At 34.8% G+C, this 16,178-nt stretch carries 14 protein-coding genes and 1 tRNA gene; 9 read left to right on the top strand and 6 right to left on the bottom strand.

All coding sequences use genetic code 11. From position 1 onward, the window contains the following. The first annotated feature begins 109 nt into the window (after positions 1 to 109). The 3 genes from AACZ49_RS02300 to AACZ49_RS02290 all read left to right on the top strand — a co-directional run bounded on the left by AACZ49_RS02300 (position 110) and on the right by AACZ49_RS02290 (position 1,167). Complete coding sequence (locus tag AACZ49_RS02300; protein ID WP_339651168.1) at positions 110 to 556, top strand: MarR family winged helix-turn-helix transcriptional regulator; 447 nt, start codon at positions 110 to 112, stop codon at positions 554 to 556. Between the two features lie 105 nt (positions 557 to 661). Then, positions 662 to 735 (top strand) — tRNA-Arg (locus AACZ49_RS02295). A 129-nt stretch (positions 736 to 864) separates the two neighbouring features. Beyond that, the gene (locus AACZ49_RS02290) at positions 865 to 1,167 is read left to right on the top strand and encodes a hypothetical protein (RefSeq protein WP_339651166.1); all 303 of its coding nucleotides are present in this window, start codon (positions 865 to 867) and stop codon (positions 1,165 to 1,167) included. Between the two features lie 65 nt (positions 1,168 to 1,232). Here AACZ49_RS02290 and AACZ49_RS02285 read toward each other — a convergent pair whose 3' ends face one another. The 6 genes from AACZ49_RS02285 to AACZ49_RS02260 all read right to left on the bottom strand — a co-directional run bounded on the left by AACZ49_RS02285 (position 1,233) and on the right by AACZ49_RS02260 (position 6,871). Further along, entirely contained in the window at positions 1,233 to 1,493 is a 261-nt protein-coding gene (locus tag AACZ49_RS02285) for a hypothetical protein (protein ID WP_339651164.1), read from the bottom strand. 108 nt (positions 1,494 to 1,601) lie between these two features. Then, positions 1,602 to 2,921: a DUF6371 domain-containing protein gene (locus tag AACZ49_RS02280; protein WP_339651161.1), complete on the bottom strand. Its 1,320-nt coding sequence runs from the start codon at positions 2,919 to 2,921 to the stop codon at positions 1,602 to 1,604. A gap of 223 nt (positions 2,922 to 3,144) precedes the next feature. Continuing rightward, positions 3,145 to 4,275, bottom strand: coding sequence for an AAA family ATPase (locus AACZ49_RS02275; RefSeq protein ID WP_339651158.1), 1,131 nt, complete (start codon positions 4,273 to 4,275; stop codon positions 3,145 to 3,147). Continuing rightward, a complete protein-coding gene (locus AACZ49_RS02270; protein WP_339651155.1) occupies positions 4,275 to 4,733 on the bottom strand; it encodes a helix-turn-helix domain-containing protein in 459 nt (152 codons plus the stop codon). Before AACZ49_RS02270 ends, AACZ49_RS02275 begins: the two co-directional genes overlap by 1 nt. 76 nt (positions 4,734 to 4,809) lie before the next feature. After that, complete coding sequence (locus AACZ49_RS02265; RefSeq protein ID WP_339651152.1) at positions 4,810 to 5,577, bottom strand: hypothetical protein; 768 nt, start codon at positions 5,575 to 5,577, stop codon at positions 4,810 to 4,812. A gap of 7 nt (positions 5,578 to 5,584) precedes the next feature. Next, positions 5,585 to 6,871, bottom strand: coding sequence for a site-specific integrase (locus AACZ49_RS02260; RefSeq protein WP_339651150.1), 1,287 nt, complete (start codon positions 6,869 to 6,871; stop codon positions 5,585 to 5,587). An 840-nt stretch (positions 6,872 to 7,711) separates the two neighbouring features. Between AACZ49_RS02260 and AACZ49_RS02255 the strand changes: the two genes are divergently transcribed. The 6 genes from AACZ49_RS02255 to AACZ49_RS02230 all read left to right on the top strand — a co-directional run bounded on the left by AACZ49_RS02255 (position 7,712) and on the right by AACZ49_RS02230 (position 15,803). Then, positions 7,712 to 8,410: an NUDIX domain-containing protein gene (locus AACZ49_RS02255; RefSeq protein WP_339651148.1), complete on the top strand. Its 699-nt coding sequence runs from the start codon at positions 7,712 to 7,714 to the stop codon at positions 8,408 to 8,410. Between the two features lie 92 nt (positions 8,411 to 8,502). Continuing rightward, positions 8,503 to 9,327, top strand: coding sequence for a sugar phosphate isomerase/epimerase (locus AACZ49_RS02250; RefSeq protein WP_339651445.1), 825 nt, complete (start codon positions 8,503 to 8,505; stop codon positions 9,325 to 9,327). A gap of 49 nt (positions 9,328 to 9,376) precedes the next feature. Beyond that, positions 9,377 to 10,750: a D-arabinono-1,4-lactone oxidase gene (locus AACZ49_RS02245; RefSeq protein ID WP_339651145.1), complete on the top strand. Its 1,374-nt coding sequence runs from the start codon at positions 9,377 to 9,379 to the stop codon at positions 10,748 to 10,750. A 15-nt stretch (positions 10,751 to 10,765) separates the two neighbouring features. Continuing rightward, on the top strand, positions 10,766 to 12,385 hold the full coding sequence (locus tag AACZ49_RS02240; RefSeq protein WP_339651142.1) for a carboxylesterase family protein: 1,620 nt from the start codon (positions 10,766 to 10,768) through the stop codon (positions 12,383 to 12,385). Between the two features lie 10 nt (positions 12,386 to 12,395). Beyond that, the gene (locus tag AACZ49_RS02235; RefSeq protein WP_339651138.1) at positions 12,396 to 14,690 is read left to right on the top strand and encodes a glycoside hydrolase family 3 N-terminal domain-containing protein; all 2,295 of its coding nucleotides are present in this window, start codon (positions 12,396 to 12,398) and stop codon (positions 14,688 to 14,690) included. Between the two features lie 324 nt (positions 14,691 to 15,014). Next, a complete protein-coding gene (locus AACZ49_RS02230) occupies positions 15,015 to 15,803 on the top strand; it encodes a DUF1080 domain-containing protein (protein ID WP_339651136.1) in 789 nt (262 codons plus the stop codon). Positions 15,804 to 16,178 lie beyond the last annotated feature (375 nt).

Genomic DNA, 16,178 nt, shown 5'->3' with positions numbered 1-16,178 from the left:
TTAGACCTTCTTAGCAGAAGTAAAATTACAATTATTTTTTAATTTTGTTGCATTAACAACAAAATTAACGGTAAACTCCGTTACTTTTGGGAGAATAAGCACGAAAATTATGGATAGGACTGAGGGATTCGGCGTTTACATTGACCGCACCCTAAAAAAAGTACAAAGTACTTTTTTACAGGTATTTGCAGAAAACAGTATCGATTTAACTATTGAGCAATGGGTTATTTTACAACGCGTACACCTAGAAGGCAAAGATGCTTCGCAAGCAGATATTGCTAAATCTAATTTTAGAAATCGCGCAACAACATCTAGAGTTATTAGCGGTTTATGTAAAAAAGGACTCTTAAGAAAGTCTAGATTTAGGGATGATCAAAAACGTTTTAAATTGGTAATGACCGAAGAAGGCTCTAATCTTATGAAAGAGGTTATGCCTTTTATTAAAGATTTAAGAAAGGCTAGTACCCTGGGTATCACAGAAGAAGAATTTGAAATATTCTATAAAGTCTTAGATCAATTATGGGAGAATTTCGACCAATATGATGGCAGGTCGTAGCCATATTTTAGCGCATTCACGAAATAATAAAAATTTTAATTGATTTTGGTTTTACCAGTCTATAAATTTCACTAAGTTTGCACCCACATTTGAAAAAATGGTGTCGGTCGCATAGCTCAGCTGGATAGAGCATCTGCCTTCTAAGCAGACGGTCGGAGGTTCGAATCCTCCTGCGATCACATATAAACAAAGGGGTTATACGTTTTTAACGTGTAACCCTTTTTTGTTTGTGCAGAAAATTTGCAGAAAAAGTTATGTTTTTTGGTTTCCAGTCATTGAATACATTTTAAACCTTTAATACATAACAAATGAAAAATTCAAAATCAAAAAAGCAGTTAAACAGTAAAGCCAGCATTCAAAAAATGCGCCAACGGGTAGACATTATGCGCACATTAGCAAGTCCTTCAGGATTTATAAAGCTATATTTTAAAGAATTGGGGTCAAAAGAAAATGGAAAGCCAAAGTATGGAAATACTGAAGAATGTTTTAACCATATCAATCAAAAACACTTTGATTTATTTAAAGTATATAAATACTGTAACTATAACAGTTTTAAAATAGCTTATGAATCTTATATAAAACCGTTTAGCGAACCTTTGGCAATTTCTTAGTATTACGGTCTATTAATTTAAGTAAAGCAAAAACCGCCCTTTAAAGGCGGTTTGTTTTCTTCTAACTAAATTATGAATGATACCAAACAATCTAAAGGAAGAAATAAGGTATAAGTATCTTCTTTGCTTTTACCATTAGATATGACAGTTGATATTAATTTTGTTTTATCAGACTTATATATTTTGTCTGAAAATTTAAAATTGAATTCACTCAAAACAATTTCAGCTTCATAAGCTTGTAAATACCAACCTTCTTGCAACCTTAATAAAATTACATCTGGGTAATTTTCCCAGAATGATAAACGTTTTATTTTATCAATATTCATAAACTAATCTTTTAACCCCCCCCCTCTAAAAATTTAAAAGAGTATAATTGTTACTAGGTGGCGATGTATAACTGCTTGATGCTTTTGTGTTTTGCCCCCATATACCCCTTAGTCATTTCTATACAGATATTTCTTTAGTTGTATCAACCTATCGTAGTACGGTTTATATATTTCTATACCGTTGTGAAGTTTTACTATACTTAAATGACTTTCAATAAACTTTTGCAAATCTTTAATAACACCAATACAATCAAGCTTAATTGGTTCTTCTGGTAGTGAAACATTTTTAAAGAAAACTTCTAATTCATCAATAGCCCAGACCGCTATTTTTATTGGGTTCTTATCTTGCTGAAGTTCATCAAAGAAGGTATCGTTAACCTCATCTTCATTGATTGCCCTCTGACCTACTTCTAATGAATCTTCTTTTGAAGGTGTTAGGTTATGTCCGCATTCTTTGCGCCCTATGGACTTTAAAGGTTTACTAGTTAGATAGTCTGCCATATCATAACCCTGTTTTAATTGTTCGGGGGTCGCTCTGGTTTCAATTAAATCTGATACCGTGAAGGTTGCAATATCATTTAGGGTCTTAGCCTTATCATTCCAAATATTAAACGCCCCAGCATCTGGGTAAAGCATTACTTTTCTACCTTTTAAACATTGTAATCTTTTAGCACTTAAATTGTTGAGGTTTCCAGAAGCCAACCAATTTATATTTGGCATATGCCCAGCGCATAACATTGCAGTCTTTTCACTTTCGACAATTGCAATTTGTTTATCTGGGTACATACTTAAAAGATGTTCACCAAATAGGCATTGGTTGAGGTTGTAATCTTTATACTTTAAAATTTTATGAATCCAATTGATATGTGGAAAAGGTTCTTTTACCCTTTTACCAGTACTAGAATTGTAAAGCATTACTTTTCCAGTTCTTATACGCCCTTCAATATCAATCTGCCAAAATACATTTGCCCCTTTCCAATGTTTAGAAGTTCCCAAATAGTATAGCCCAGCAACTTCTTCAGCAATTGTTTTGCCTAACCTCTCTATTAAAAATTGTGCAAAATGGTTTTGTTCATATGCCTTTAAAGTCCGTTCCAATATATTAAACTGTATCAATGAAATAGGTTTTTGCTTTTTAGGTTTAACTAGCTTAGTAGATACCTTTAGTTTATTGCTTTTATTATCTGGGTTAAGTTCTTCGTTGTCTTGAAAAAACTGTTTTGGGGTGTAGTGATACCCACAATTTACCGCCCTATTACACAACCCTACAAGCTTAGAAAGTGGTTGCCCCGTTTGCTGGTCAATGTATAGTGTAAACTGTTTATTCTTTTGGCATTGGGGGCAAATATGCCTTGTAGCATTACCTTTGTACGGTTCTAAAATATATCTGAAATCATTGTTCATTTGTCCGTGTAAGTCCATGAGCATGGACAATATTTATTAGTTATATCTTATTGATTTTCAATTACTTAAATGGTTAAGTCTTTAACAAGTCCATTGTCCATGAGTTTTATATTTAAAAACTTAGCCTTAAACTTTAGTTAGTTCATGGACTATGGACTTAGCAAAAAAATAATCTTTTAAATAATTGGTTATCAATTGCTTATACCCTATTTATTTTGTCCATGAAGGCGGACTTATGGCGGACTTATCAAATAAGATTAAGGGTTGAACTGTTATCGTTGTCATCTTTTTTTATTGCCCTGTTCCGCCCTTTTTTATGAGTTATGTCTTTTGTGCTATCACTTACAAAGCTTTTTGAAACTTGTAATTTTTCAGCAATAGCGTAAATAGTATGACCTTCTTCTTTCATCTGCCTAGCCAACACCTTTTTATCTTCAAAAGAGTTATCACGGTTCATTAGTAAATCAAATTCGTTATTGTAGTACTGAAATTGAAACATTAAAAAGTTATTAGGTTTCGCTATTTGGCAAACTGCTACATTATTTGAATCAAAAATGAACTCCGTATTTCTAGCCTTAATCTGCTTTAAATACCTACCACCTTTTTCGGTTTCACATTCGCCAATTGCAAAAGATGAATCACAAAAGTTTATTAGCATCTTAGAACCTTGTAAATCATTTTTAGTAATTGGTTTGTGCTGGTCTCTTTTGGGGGTATGCGCCAAAGCGAGAATTGAAAGGTTGTATTTTGTTTTAAGCTTTTTCAATTGCTTCATTAATGGTAAAGCATCTTTAGCCTTTTCGGTTTCACTAGACAAATAGGTAATATTATCTACTATCAGAATTTTTGCCCGTTCTTCATTTAACATAGCATCTAATGAAGCGTGAAGAAATTCTTCAAATTTGCCGTTAGTTCCTTCAGTATCTGAATCTATTTCAGCCCTTAGAAAATTATCAATGAATTGATAGTGATTTTTATAATTTACAGAATATCTAACCTCGAATTGTTTGTCTGAAAGTTCAAAATCCAAATAAAGAATCTTTTGCCTTTCAGCTTCCATTTTGAAACCTTGCATAGGTTGCCCCAGAGCAATACTATTGCCGATCTGTACCGCCAAAATACTTTTGCCAACGTTAGTATCTGCAAAAAGAATACATAGTTCCCCTTCATGCCAAAACTCACTAAACAACATCTTAGGTGTTGGGCGGTTCTTAGCTTCATCAATCCATTGTGAAGCCTTTTTAACTACAAAAAGCCCCTTTTTAGATTTTGCCTTTTCAGCATCTGCCTTTAGTTGTGCAGTTACTTCAGCCGTGGTAAGTCCTTTACTGGTCTTTAACCCTTTTTTTAAAATTTCATTATTGAATTTCGGGTTCATTATTTACCGTTTTCAATATTCGAAAAATCGGTATCTTTGCCCTGTTCTTTACTGGGGGCGTTAAGAGGTTCTTTATTTCTTTGCCCCTTTTTTTTATTGTGCTGGTTTATTTGCTCAATCTGCCTTTCTGTTTTAGTTACCTTCTTTTGACCGCTTAAAACATTATTGACATCTTCTGCAATTTGCCCCCTGGTCTTATGTTTGCCGTTCTTAATCCATTCTAGCAACTCACTTTTTAAAAAATACCTTTTACCAAATTTCTTATAACTTGGAATAGTACCTTTTAAAGCATTATTGTAAAGTGTGCCTTCAGACTGCTTCAAAAATTTAGAAGCTTGTTTTACATCTAGCAAATCGGTTTCTAATGGCAATACATCAGAATTATTTTGAAGTTCGTTAAATGAATACTGAAGCATATCCAGCTTATCATTAATAGTTTTAAAAGGATTGTTTTCCATTTGTGTATATTTTTAATTACACACAAATATTTGTCAATAGTGAAGGTGGTAAGGGGTTGATAAGGGGTTGAAATATTTATTCCTTATTCATTATTTTTTCTAATTCACTAATATCATTTGAAGCTAAGTACTTTTTCAAATCTGAAATTAATGGTAAGATTCTTTGAATATCATTTTTCATTGCTTTTTGACCAGCCACAAAAATTCTATCATTAGATTTTCTCACTTTATTATAATGTTGATTTAATTGTTGTCCAGAAGTCGGAGAGTTAAAGCCGTGAAATTTCACAATTTTAGTTGCAGTTCCTTCTTTATCTAAACTTGGAAATATATCTTCATAAACACATAGTAAAGCAATTTGTCTTATGCTTAACTTATTGCCTTCTTGTATAAATTTTTTCCAATTATCATTAATTTCAATATCAATTTCTAAATCTTCAAATTCCGGTTGAGGTTCTTCAATTGATTTAACTTGTCCATTTTGTAAATTCCAATTATAGCCTAGATTTTGAAAAAGAACTTTTAAAGGAATTGCATTTTCACTAATTTCAGTTAAAAAATAATACAACCAATTTTCTTTTGGCACCTCTTTTAGATTATCAATTAAATCAGATTCATATATCAAATTTAACCTAAGGACTTCCATTTTATTTAATATTGAGGTATCTAAAGGATTATTTAAAAATGTAGTCGCTTGAATTCTTATTCGATTTTTTTCATTAAAGGCAATATCTAATATTTTACTTTTTTCATATTCGGATAATTCCAAAACAAACAAAGGGTGTTCAATGACCTCATCAAATAAGGTTTTTACTTCTTCATCGGAAAGTATTTTTTCATTCATAACCTCATCAATTAAAATTCAATAAACTTTCACTTAGTTTCTTCTTTACGTCGGTTGTAAAACCAGCAAAATAATTCTGGGTAGTCTTTATATTTTTATGTCCTAAACTTTCTTGAACCAGTTCCATACTTGCACCACCGTGATTAATGGCAAAGGTTGCAAAACTATGTCTAGCCCAATAGCTTGAAATATCAGAGGGTAAACCATTTGCAATAGCCAACTTCTTAATATGTTGACCTACAAAACGATTGAAATTTTTAATTTTATTAGACTGCTCTAAAGGTGTATCAGTTTTAGAAAGAATAGGAAAAATATAATTTTCTTTTTTATTCTTTCTTATGCCATATTCTTTAATGACCTTCATTGCAAATGGCGGTAAAACTACCTTAATCTCATCTTTAGCGGTACTTTGTTCTGTTCTGGTCTTAGCCCTTTCAAAACTTATTTCATTACCGTTTAAATCACCATAGGTTAACAAGGCAATATCTTTTAAGTTCATTCCATTAGCTAAGTAACTAAAGAACCAAAATGCTTTTGCCCTTTTCTGATATTCGTTTTCTGGTTTAGCTTCAAATAAGATTTTTAATTGTTCTTTGGTAAGTGCCTTTTTCTTTTTGTACCCAGAAGGTATTTGAAATTTCTTTGCCGTTTTTTTACCAAAAGGATAAAGCGATTTTTTAACCCCAGAATTTGGGTCATTAATTGCTTGATTAAATATTGTTCGTAAAGGTCTTAGATATATGCCTATTGTTGCATTAGTACGCCCTAAATCTGAATAGTAATTTTTAAAGCCCTCTAAAAATTTAGGGTTAACCGTTTCAAAAGATATTTCGGTTGTTGGTTTGCCCTTATACTCTAAATAAGTTTTAAGCCTTAGAAGTGAAAGGCGGTAAACTTCAGCGGTTCTAACTTTTTTATTAGTTTCTAATTGTTTTATGTAATCTTCATAATAATTACAGACGTCTAATTTTGATGATTTATTATAATACCTTCTTTCAAAAGCTTCAAAAGAAAATTCTGGTAAGTCCTTGAGTATAGTATTTGCTTTACTTTTTAAAACATGAAGTATTTCTACTATTTCCCCTTTTCGCTCTTTAGATGCCTTCTTTTCCCCTTTATTTATTTGAAGCTTTACAGCTTGATTATATTCAGCTTCAGTAAAATAGTAACCAGTTCTAAACAATTTTTCTTTGGTACTAGGTGGGTGGTATAGCCTTAATTTTAAAGGAAAAGTATTTTTACCCTTCTTTCTTCTACTATCAAAGTAAAATGAAAGTGTATATTCTTTGCTCATTCTTTGTTCTTTACTTTATCAAAAATACAAAGTGTACAGAAAATTTGCAGAAAATGTGCAGAAAAATAATGAAGTTTTGTGAAATAGAATTAAGTACTATATTTGCAAAGTACTATAAAACAGTACTTTGATAAAATATTATTAACCCTAATGAATTATAAAAATATAACTTCTAAGCAGACGGTCGGAGGTTCGAATCCTCCTGCGATCACTTTGAAGCCCCTTTTAGGGGCTTTTCTGTTTTTATATCTTTCGCATTAGTCCCATAAATATACTGATAATGTTTTAAAAACCATTTTTTATTACTTACCTCAATTTTAATTTTCTTTATTCAAACCTTATATGGACATCGAATTTTATAGCAAGACCCACAACATTCTGAAGTTAGCTGAACAGTTAGCAATTTTCAGAAATAGCAATTTAGAGTTAAAAAAACCTTATTAACCCAAAAACAACTCATAAATCTTAAAGAAATAGTGTAAATATTAAACTTTTTCTTTAAAAGTATAACACTAGGCTTTTTAGCAGTGAGTATATCAATACAATTAACCCTCGAGGACTGGAAATTTAAAGCATAAAGTGTGAATTTATTAATTACCAAATACAAAACGGACAAATCTTTTCGCGTATAATTTTAACATTGTTCTTATTGATCAATCAATACTAAAACTGCAACTGATTTTATAGGAAAATTTAGTTGCTAATAGCTAATTATGAATCTTTTCCAATTCAAAATACACCCTATTTGCTTATTGTCTCATTTTATGACAATAATCCTTTGTTTGCATTATTATTTATGCTTTATTTGAAATAGCTATTAATAATTTAGCAAATCAACCAATGAAAGGATTAAAAAATAAGAATTTCATACCAAACCTTTCCTTTGACTGTGTGATTTTTGGCTTTAACGGCAAATTGCTTAAAATTCTCATTCTTGAATACCAAAACACAGGGGTATACGCCCTACCTGGTGGTTTCATAGAAATTGACCAAAGCATAGATGATGCCGCAAAACAAGGAGTTAAGGAACGTACCGGTCTAGATAATGTCTACTTAGACCAGTTCTATATATTTGGTAATGTAGAACGTGCAGACCCAGATCATATGAAACGCATTCTAACGGCAAATAATGATAATACCAAAGAGAATAGTTGGATGTTAGAGCGTTTTAATACCGTAGGGTACTACGCACTAATAAATTACGAGGAAGTAAGTCCTACACCAGATGAGTATTCAGACAGTATAGGTTGGTATGCAATAGATGAACTTCCAAAATTAATGATGGATCATAATAATATTGTGGAAAAAGCCTTGCAGGTACTTCGAAGCAATCTAAGCGAAAAGTTGATTGGTATGAACCTTCTGCCATCAAAATTTACCATGAAACAATTACAAATGGTTTTCGAGGCTGTTCTTGATCAGAAATTAAGACGTACCACATTTCAAAGAAAAATGCTATCACTAGACATTTTAGAACGACACGAAAAACTTTTTCAAGGTAAGGCCCATAAAGCCCCTTACCAATATAGCTTTAAATAAATAGTAAAATCTTAATCCTAACACTTAAAAAAACAACGATGAAAAAACCAACACTTAACAACATTTTAAAATGTACGCTAATCGCAATATTCATGTGCGGTACGATAACGACCTACGCACAAAAGAAATTTGGCGGACTAGCGCTATACACCGTTAGAGACGACATGGGCACCAATGCAAAAGCGACATTACAAGCTGTTGCCGATGCCGGATTCAAAAATATTGAGGCTGCAGGATATGCAGATGGTAAGTTTTACAATATGAGTCCCGCAGAGTTCAAAGAATTACTAACTTCTTTGAAGCTTAAGCCAATTAGTACACACCAAGGTTCTGTTACCCTAGAGAATGCAGACCAGATGATGGCCGATGTAAAAGCTGCAGGTTTCAAATATTTCGTAATTCCTGTACCACCAATGGGTATGTTCGAGTTCAATAGAGAAAAAATGAGCATGGGCATGAAAGGATCCATAGAAGATTTGGCCAAGATTTTAACTACCCTAGGTGAAAAAGCCAATAACGCAGGATTAAAATTATTGTACCATAACCACGATTTTGAATTCAAGAAGAATAACGATGGTATAGTTCCAATCGATTACTTATTGGAGAATGTAGATCCTAAATTATTGAACTTTCAAATGGATTTATATTGGGTTACTAAAGCAGGAGCAAATCCTATTGCATATTTTAACAAATACCCAGGACGTTTCAAAATTTGGCACGTAAAGGATATGGATGATCAAGGTAGATTTGCCCCTGTAGGTAAAGGTTCAATAAACTTCAAGAATATTTTGGATAACAAAAAACTATCAGGTATGAAATATTACATGGTAGAACAAGATATGACTTTTGATGGATTAAAACCTTTGGAAGCTATTAAAATTAGCCATGACGGACTTAAAGAAATAGGTTTCAAATAAAAGTTTCAGCTGTGCTTTTTCTTTTTAATCGCACATAAATTTAAATAAGATGAAAAGAAAAGATTTTATAAAGTCATCGGCCACTTTCGCAGCAGGTACTGCACTTTTCCCTATGATTTCTTGTAGGGATGAAAAGAAAACAATTGCTGAAGAAGCTACTGCCCTAGTAAGAAAAAATTGGGCTGGAAACTATACTTATACTGCAGATAATCTTTTTGAACCATCAACCGTTGAAGAAGTACAAGCATTGGTCAAGAAACTAGATTCTCAAAAGGCCTTAGGTTCTTGTCATTGTTTTAATAACATTGCTGATAGTCCTTTAAACCAGATTTCAACGAAAAACCTTAAAGGAATTATTGACTTAGATGAAATGGCCATGACCGTGACAGTAGGTGCCGGAGCTAAATATGGTGATTTTGCTACAGAACTTCATGATAAGGGGTATGCTTTACATAACCTTGCATCTTTGCCTCATATTTCAGTAGCAGGCGCTTGTGCAACTGCAACACATGGATCTGGGGTCACCAATGGCAATTTGGCCACCAAAGTAGTCGCCATTGAATTGGTTAATGGAAAAGGGGAAATAGTTCAAATTCGCAAAACGAAAAATAATGAACTTCTCAATGCCTGTGTAGTTAGTTTGGGTGCCTTAGGTATCATTACAAAAATGACATTGGAGATTGAAAAAACCTTTAATGTTAGGCAAGATGTGTTTCAAAACCTTCCCTTAGAATCTTTAAAAGACAATTTTAACGCTATACTCTCGGGTGGGTATAGCGTTAGTCTTTTTACAGATTGGCAAGACCAGAATATAAGTCAAGTTTGGGTAAAAAGAAGAGTAGACCAAGAAATAAAAAACTTAGGCTCCGATTATTATGGTGCTACAGCAGCAACAAGAAATTTACATCCAATCACAGAACTATCTGCCGAAAATTGTACAGAACAAATGGGCGTACCCGGGCCATGGTTTGATCGCTTACCACATTTTAAAATGGGTTTCACACCAAGTAGTGGTAAAGAGTTACAATCTGAATTCTTTATTCCACGTGAAAAAGCACTAGACGCTATTCTAGCTTTAGAAAAAATAGGAGAACAGTTCAAACCTCAATTAATGATTACCGAAATACGGACTATAGCAGCAGATGAGCTTTGGATGAGCCCTTGCTATAAACAAGATTGTTTGGCCATACATTTTACCTGGGAGCAAAACCCAAAAGAGGTTGGCGAATTAATAAAAATCATTGAAAAAGAACTTGAACCATTTGATTTTCGCCCACATTGGGGGAAAATATTTAGTATAGACCCAGCTAATTTACATTCTCGATATTCAAAGTATTCCGAATTTATTGGGTTAGCAAAGCAGTTTGACCCTATGGGAAAATTCAAAAATGATTATCTAAATCAAAATATTTACAACTCTTAATTAACATACAACCAAATGAAAAACTATATGCAATTAAAGGCCTTAATGGTCGTTACGTTATTGAGTTCGATAATTTCTGCTCAAGACGTGGTACTTACAGGATCACAAGTTCCGGCAACTACAACAGAATTCGGCCAAGTTCGAGGCTATGTTCATAACGAAATCACTACCTACAAAGGTATACCATACGCACAGGCAAAAAGGTTCGAAGCGGCAGAAAGTCCAACAAAATGGGAAGGCGTAAAAAGTACGACCATGTACGGGCCAGTGGCACCATTACTAAATCCTACCACTTCCATTCAGGATGAGTCTGAATTTGTATTCGACCATGATTGGGGATTCCCAAATGAAGATTGCCTAAGCTTGAATGTTTGGACGCCCGAAGCGTCTAACGCAAAAAAAAGACCAGTTCTTTTCTGGATTCATGGTGGCGGTTTTACAGCAGGATCAAGTCATGAACTTCCTTCCTACGATGGTGGAAACTTGGCAAAAAAAGGAGATGTGGTAGTTGTTTCCATCAATCATCGTTTGAATGTTTTAGGCTTCCTTGACCTATCAGCATATGGTGAAAAGTACCAACATTCTGCCAACAATAGTATTTTAGATATGGTAAAGGCCCTAGAATGGGTGAAGAACAATATTGCCAATTTTGGCGGTGATCCTAATAATGTAACGATATTTGGTCAATCTGGCGGTGGTGCCAAAGTGAATACGCTTATGGCAATGCCAAAGGCAAAAGGGTTGTTCCATAAAGCCATTAACCAAAGTGGTGCATTTAGAAGCGCCATGTTAGAAAAAGAAGATACCCAACGTATTTCAGAAGAAACCATTGCTATTCTTGGGTTAAATGCTAATAGTGTAGATAGTATTCAAAACATCCCTTTTGAGATATTGGCCGATGCAAGCTCCAAAGCACTTGGTGTTGTCGCTGAAAAAATGAAAGCCGAAGGAAAACCTGTAATCGGTTTTGGCTTAAGTTGGGGCCCAAGCAGAGATGGTAATGACTTACCATTTCAACCAAACAGCAAAGAAGCTTTAGCCTTATCAAAAGATATTCCGTTGATGATCGGTACTGCAAAAAATGAATTTGCACCATTTGCAAATATGCGTTTTACAGGTGCATCCGAAGAAACTATTTTAAAACATATTAAGGATACCTATAAAGATAAAGCAGACGCTTATATCCAAGCGGCCAAAAAGGCATATCCAAATGACACAGATCCTAAAGACCTCTTAGATATTGACACTATGTTTAGACCTGGTGCAGTAGTTCAAGCCAATGAGAAGGCTGCAATAGAAGGTGGAGCCCCAGTATACATGTACATATTTACATGGCAATCTCCAGTTTTTGATGGAAAGTATAAAGCGCTTCACTGTATGGAACTACCTTTTGTTTTCGATAATATCAACCATGCCAATCAAATGACCGGTGGTGGTGAAGAGGCTCATGTTCTAGCTGATAAAATGAGCGGCGCATGGATCAATTTTGCAAAAACAGGAAATCCAAATTATATGAACCTTCCAGAATGGCCTAAATATAATAGTAGCAATACGGCCACCATGCATTTCGATGTTACGTGTGATGTTAAACCTCAGCTAGACAAGGAACTTTTTGAAATCGTAGCTAACAATTAAAATTAGAATAATGAAAAATAGAATGAATATTGGTTTGCTAACAGCGTTCATCGGAGGAGCACTCTTAACCAGCTGTGGCGAAAAATATACATCCGAAATTAAAGACGGGGTAACTCTAGTATCGAATACTGAGGGTGCAACCTTAGGATATTCTAATGCATCGGGTGTTAAGATCATAGCCCAAGACCGCTATGCCTTTAAAGATTTGAATAAAAATGGTACGTTGGACGCTTATGAAGATTGGCGTTTACCCGTAGATGAAAGAGCAAAAGACTTAGCGCGCCAAATGAGCCTTGAAGATATTGCAGGTCTTATGCTGTACAGCTCACACCAGTCTTTACCAGGTAGTAGTCGTGGTTTCGGATCTTCCATGTATAACGGCAAGGCCTTCCCAGAAAGCGGTGCCGTGGCCAGTGACTTATCTGACGAGCAAAAGAAATTTCTTAATGACGACCATTTACGTCATGTCTTGATAACTTCGGTTGAGAGTCCGGCTGTTTCGGCACAATGGAACAATAACGCACAAGCTTTTGCTGAAGGCCTATATTTAGGCATACCTGTCAACACGAGCTCAGACCCTCGCCATGGTAGCGATTCTTATGCAGAATTTAATGCAGGTGCAGGCGGCGCTATTTCTATGTGGCCAGGTACGTTAGGTATTGCTGCTTCTTTCGACCCCGAAATAATGAAACAATTCGGCGAGATAGGTTCAAAAGAATACAGAGCATTAGGTATTGCTACGGCACTATCTCCACAAATCGATTTGGCGACAGAACCGAGATGGAGCCGTTTTGATGGTACCATGGGAGAAGACCCGAATTTAGCTACCGATATGGCTCGTGCCTATGTTGACGGATTTCAATCTACCGAGGGTGGCGATTGGGGTATGCAAAGCGTAAATGCCATGGTAAAACATTGGCCTGGTGGAGGACCGGAAGAAGGTGGCCGCGATGGTCATTTTGGCTATGGTGCATATGCCGTATATCCTGGAAAGAATATTAAAGACCATATGCAACCTTTTACAGAGGGTGCTTTTAAATTGAATGGCCCAACTAAAAAAGCCGCTGCTGTTATGCCCTACTATACTATTTCTGATGGTGAAGGCGAAAATGTTGCCAACGGGTATAATAAGTATTTAATTACTGATATATTACGGGGCGAATATGGCTATGATGGTGTTCTTTGTACCGATTGGGGAATAACCCGCGATGTATCTGCAGTTGATAAATTTGAAGGCAAACCTTGGGGGGTGGAAACGATTACAGAAGCTGAACGTCATTACAAGGCAATAGCTGCCGGTATGGACCAATTTGGCGGCAATAATGATATGGGGCCTGTTTTAGAGGCTTATAAAATGGGTGTTAAAGAACATGGCGAAGAGGCAATGCGAACACGATTCGAAGCATCTGCAGTTCGTTTACTTACAAATATATTTAGGGTAGGACTTTTCGAAAACCCTTATTTGAATGTTGCCGAAACCGAAAAAATTGTTGGTAATAGTGAATTTATGAAAGCAGGTTACGAAGCACAATTAAAATCGATTGTGATGTTGAAGAACCATAACAAAATTTTACCTATTCAAAATAAAAAGAAGGTATATGTACCTCAACGCTATATTGCACCAAGCACAAATTGGTGGGGAATTACATCTGAACCAAAAACTGTAGACGCTTTTAATATGGAAGTCGTTGCCAAATATTTTGATGTTGTTGAAACACCAGAAGAAGCAGATTTTGCCTTAGTCGGTATTTATAGTCCAGATGGTGGGGTTGGTTACAACCGTACCGATTTAGAAAATGGTGGCAACGGGTATGTACCTATTAGCTTACAATATGGTAGCTATACAGCAGATACGGCTCGCGAAGTAAGTTTAGCAGGAGGAAGCCCGTTAGAAGGTTTTACGAACCGAACTTATAAAGGTAAATCTGTAAACACCATTAATACGACCGATATGGACTTGGTAAACGACACTAAGGCAAAAATGGACGATAAACCTGTAATTGTATCGGTTAAAGCTGGCAAACCAATGATATTCTCTGAAATCGAAAATAGTGCCGCGGCTATATTGGTACACATGGGTGTACAAGATCAAGCATTAATGGAAATTATTACAGGAGCTGCCGAACCCTCTGCCCTACTCCCTTTTCAAATGCCTGCAGATATGTTGACCGTAGAAGCACAATTTGAAGATGTACCAAGAGATATGAAACCTTACACTGATGCCGATGGCAATTCGTATGATTTTGCATACGGATTAAACTGGAACGGTGTTATTGACGATGTTCGCGTAAAAAAATACAAATAATTACTCAACATTCAAGCTAAAGCCTCAGTAGACCTATTCTTCTGGGGCTTTTTTATTCCTGTACCCTTAAAAATTCGCTACAACGACATAAACTCAAAATAACATAAAACCCTTTATTTATGGAAAGTTTACTAAAATACCGAGGCAAACCTGTAAATTTAATGGGCAGGCCATGTCAAAGAAAATCCTCAAAGAAAACAAAGCTTAGGAAGTACTGAAAAGGAACGAATTTTATACCATTAGCAAGTAGGTCCTTTTTGGCAATAGGTTAAAAAATGAACTCTGAAATAAGAACATTATTAATTGTTAATTGGAATATTTAAAATGATCAAAACAAAAAAGCTCTCTTACACGATTATACTTGTTGTTTGTATTTTAACCAGTTCTTGTACACAGAAAAAGGATAGTGAATGGATATCTATTTTTAACGGTAAAGACCTAAAGGGATGGTCGCCCAAATTCACGGGTGAAGCATATGGAAAAAACTATCTGAATACTTTCCAAGCAAAAAATGGTAAGTTGATTGTCTCTTATGATGACTACAACAATTTTGACGACAATTTTGGACATATTTTTTATAAGGAAAAGCTCTCACATTATAGGTTGCGGTTAGAATATCGCTTTTTAGGAAAGTCCGTTCCTGGTTCGCCCAATTGGGCCTTTAAAAATAGTGGTATCAAATACCATTCTCCACATCCATCCGAACTGCCACTAGACCAAAAATTGTTAGTTGCCGTTGAAGCCCAAATACTTGGAGGTGATGGTAAAACAGAGCGCTTTACCGGCAATGTATGCACAGCAGGCACTCATATGGTAATGCATGACAGTTTAATTACACAACATTGTACAAATTCTAGCTATCCGGCTATAAACGATAGTAGTTGGGTAAAGATGGAAATTGAAGTTCATGGCAGCGAAAAAATAATACACAAGATCAATGGTCAAGTAGTTCTAGAATACTCTAAACCACAATATGATGACACTGATGAATTTGCTAGAGAACTCATGAAAAATGGTCACCCAAAAATTATAAGCGAAGGTTTTATCGCACTTCAGGCAGAGGGTCATCCTATAGAATTCAAAAATATAGCGCTAATGAAACTCGATGAATAATTGTTCAATCCTAATTATCTTATAAACCTATTATAGATTGCAAAGAACTTTTAGAACTTTTAAATGTAAACCGGAATCTTATAGTTTTGTATAAACTCCTATTTGAACATAATAGCTCGATATCCTAACAGACAAAATGAAGTTTATCACCTTGAATATAGTTTTGCTTTGGTATAACAATCCAGTTCTTGATAGCTATCTAGCATGTAAGCGCAGTCGAAACACCAAAACTATTTTTCCAAACAAAAACGAAACACTCTTCCTTGAATTTCAATGATATAAGAAAATTTTGAACATTTTTTTTAACTTGCAGTAAAACAAGCAACGTACGCTCCCTTACCATTTGGGTGTTTAAAAAACAGAATATGTACGTGT

The sequence above is a fragment of the uncultured Maribacter sp. genome, from assembly GCF_963975365.1.
Lineage (GTDB): Bacteria > Bacteroidota > Bacteroidia > Flavobacteriales > Flavobacteriaceae > Maribacter.
This window is presented reverse-complemented; position numbering and strand designations above follow the sequence as displayed.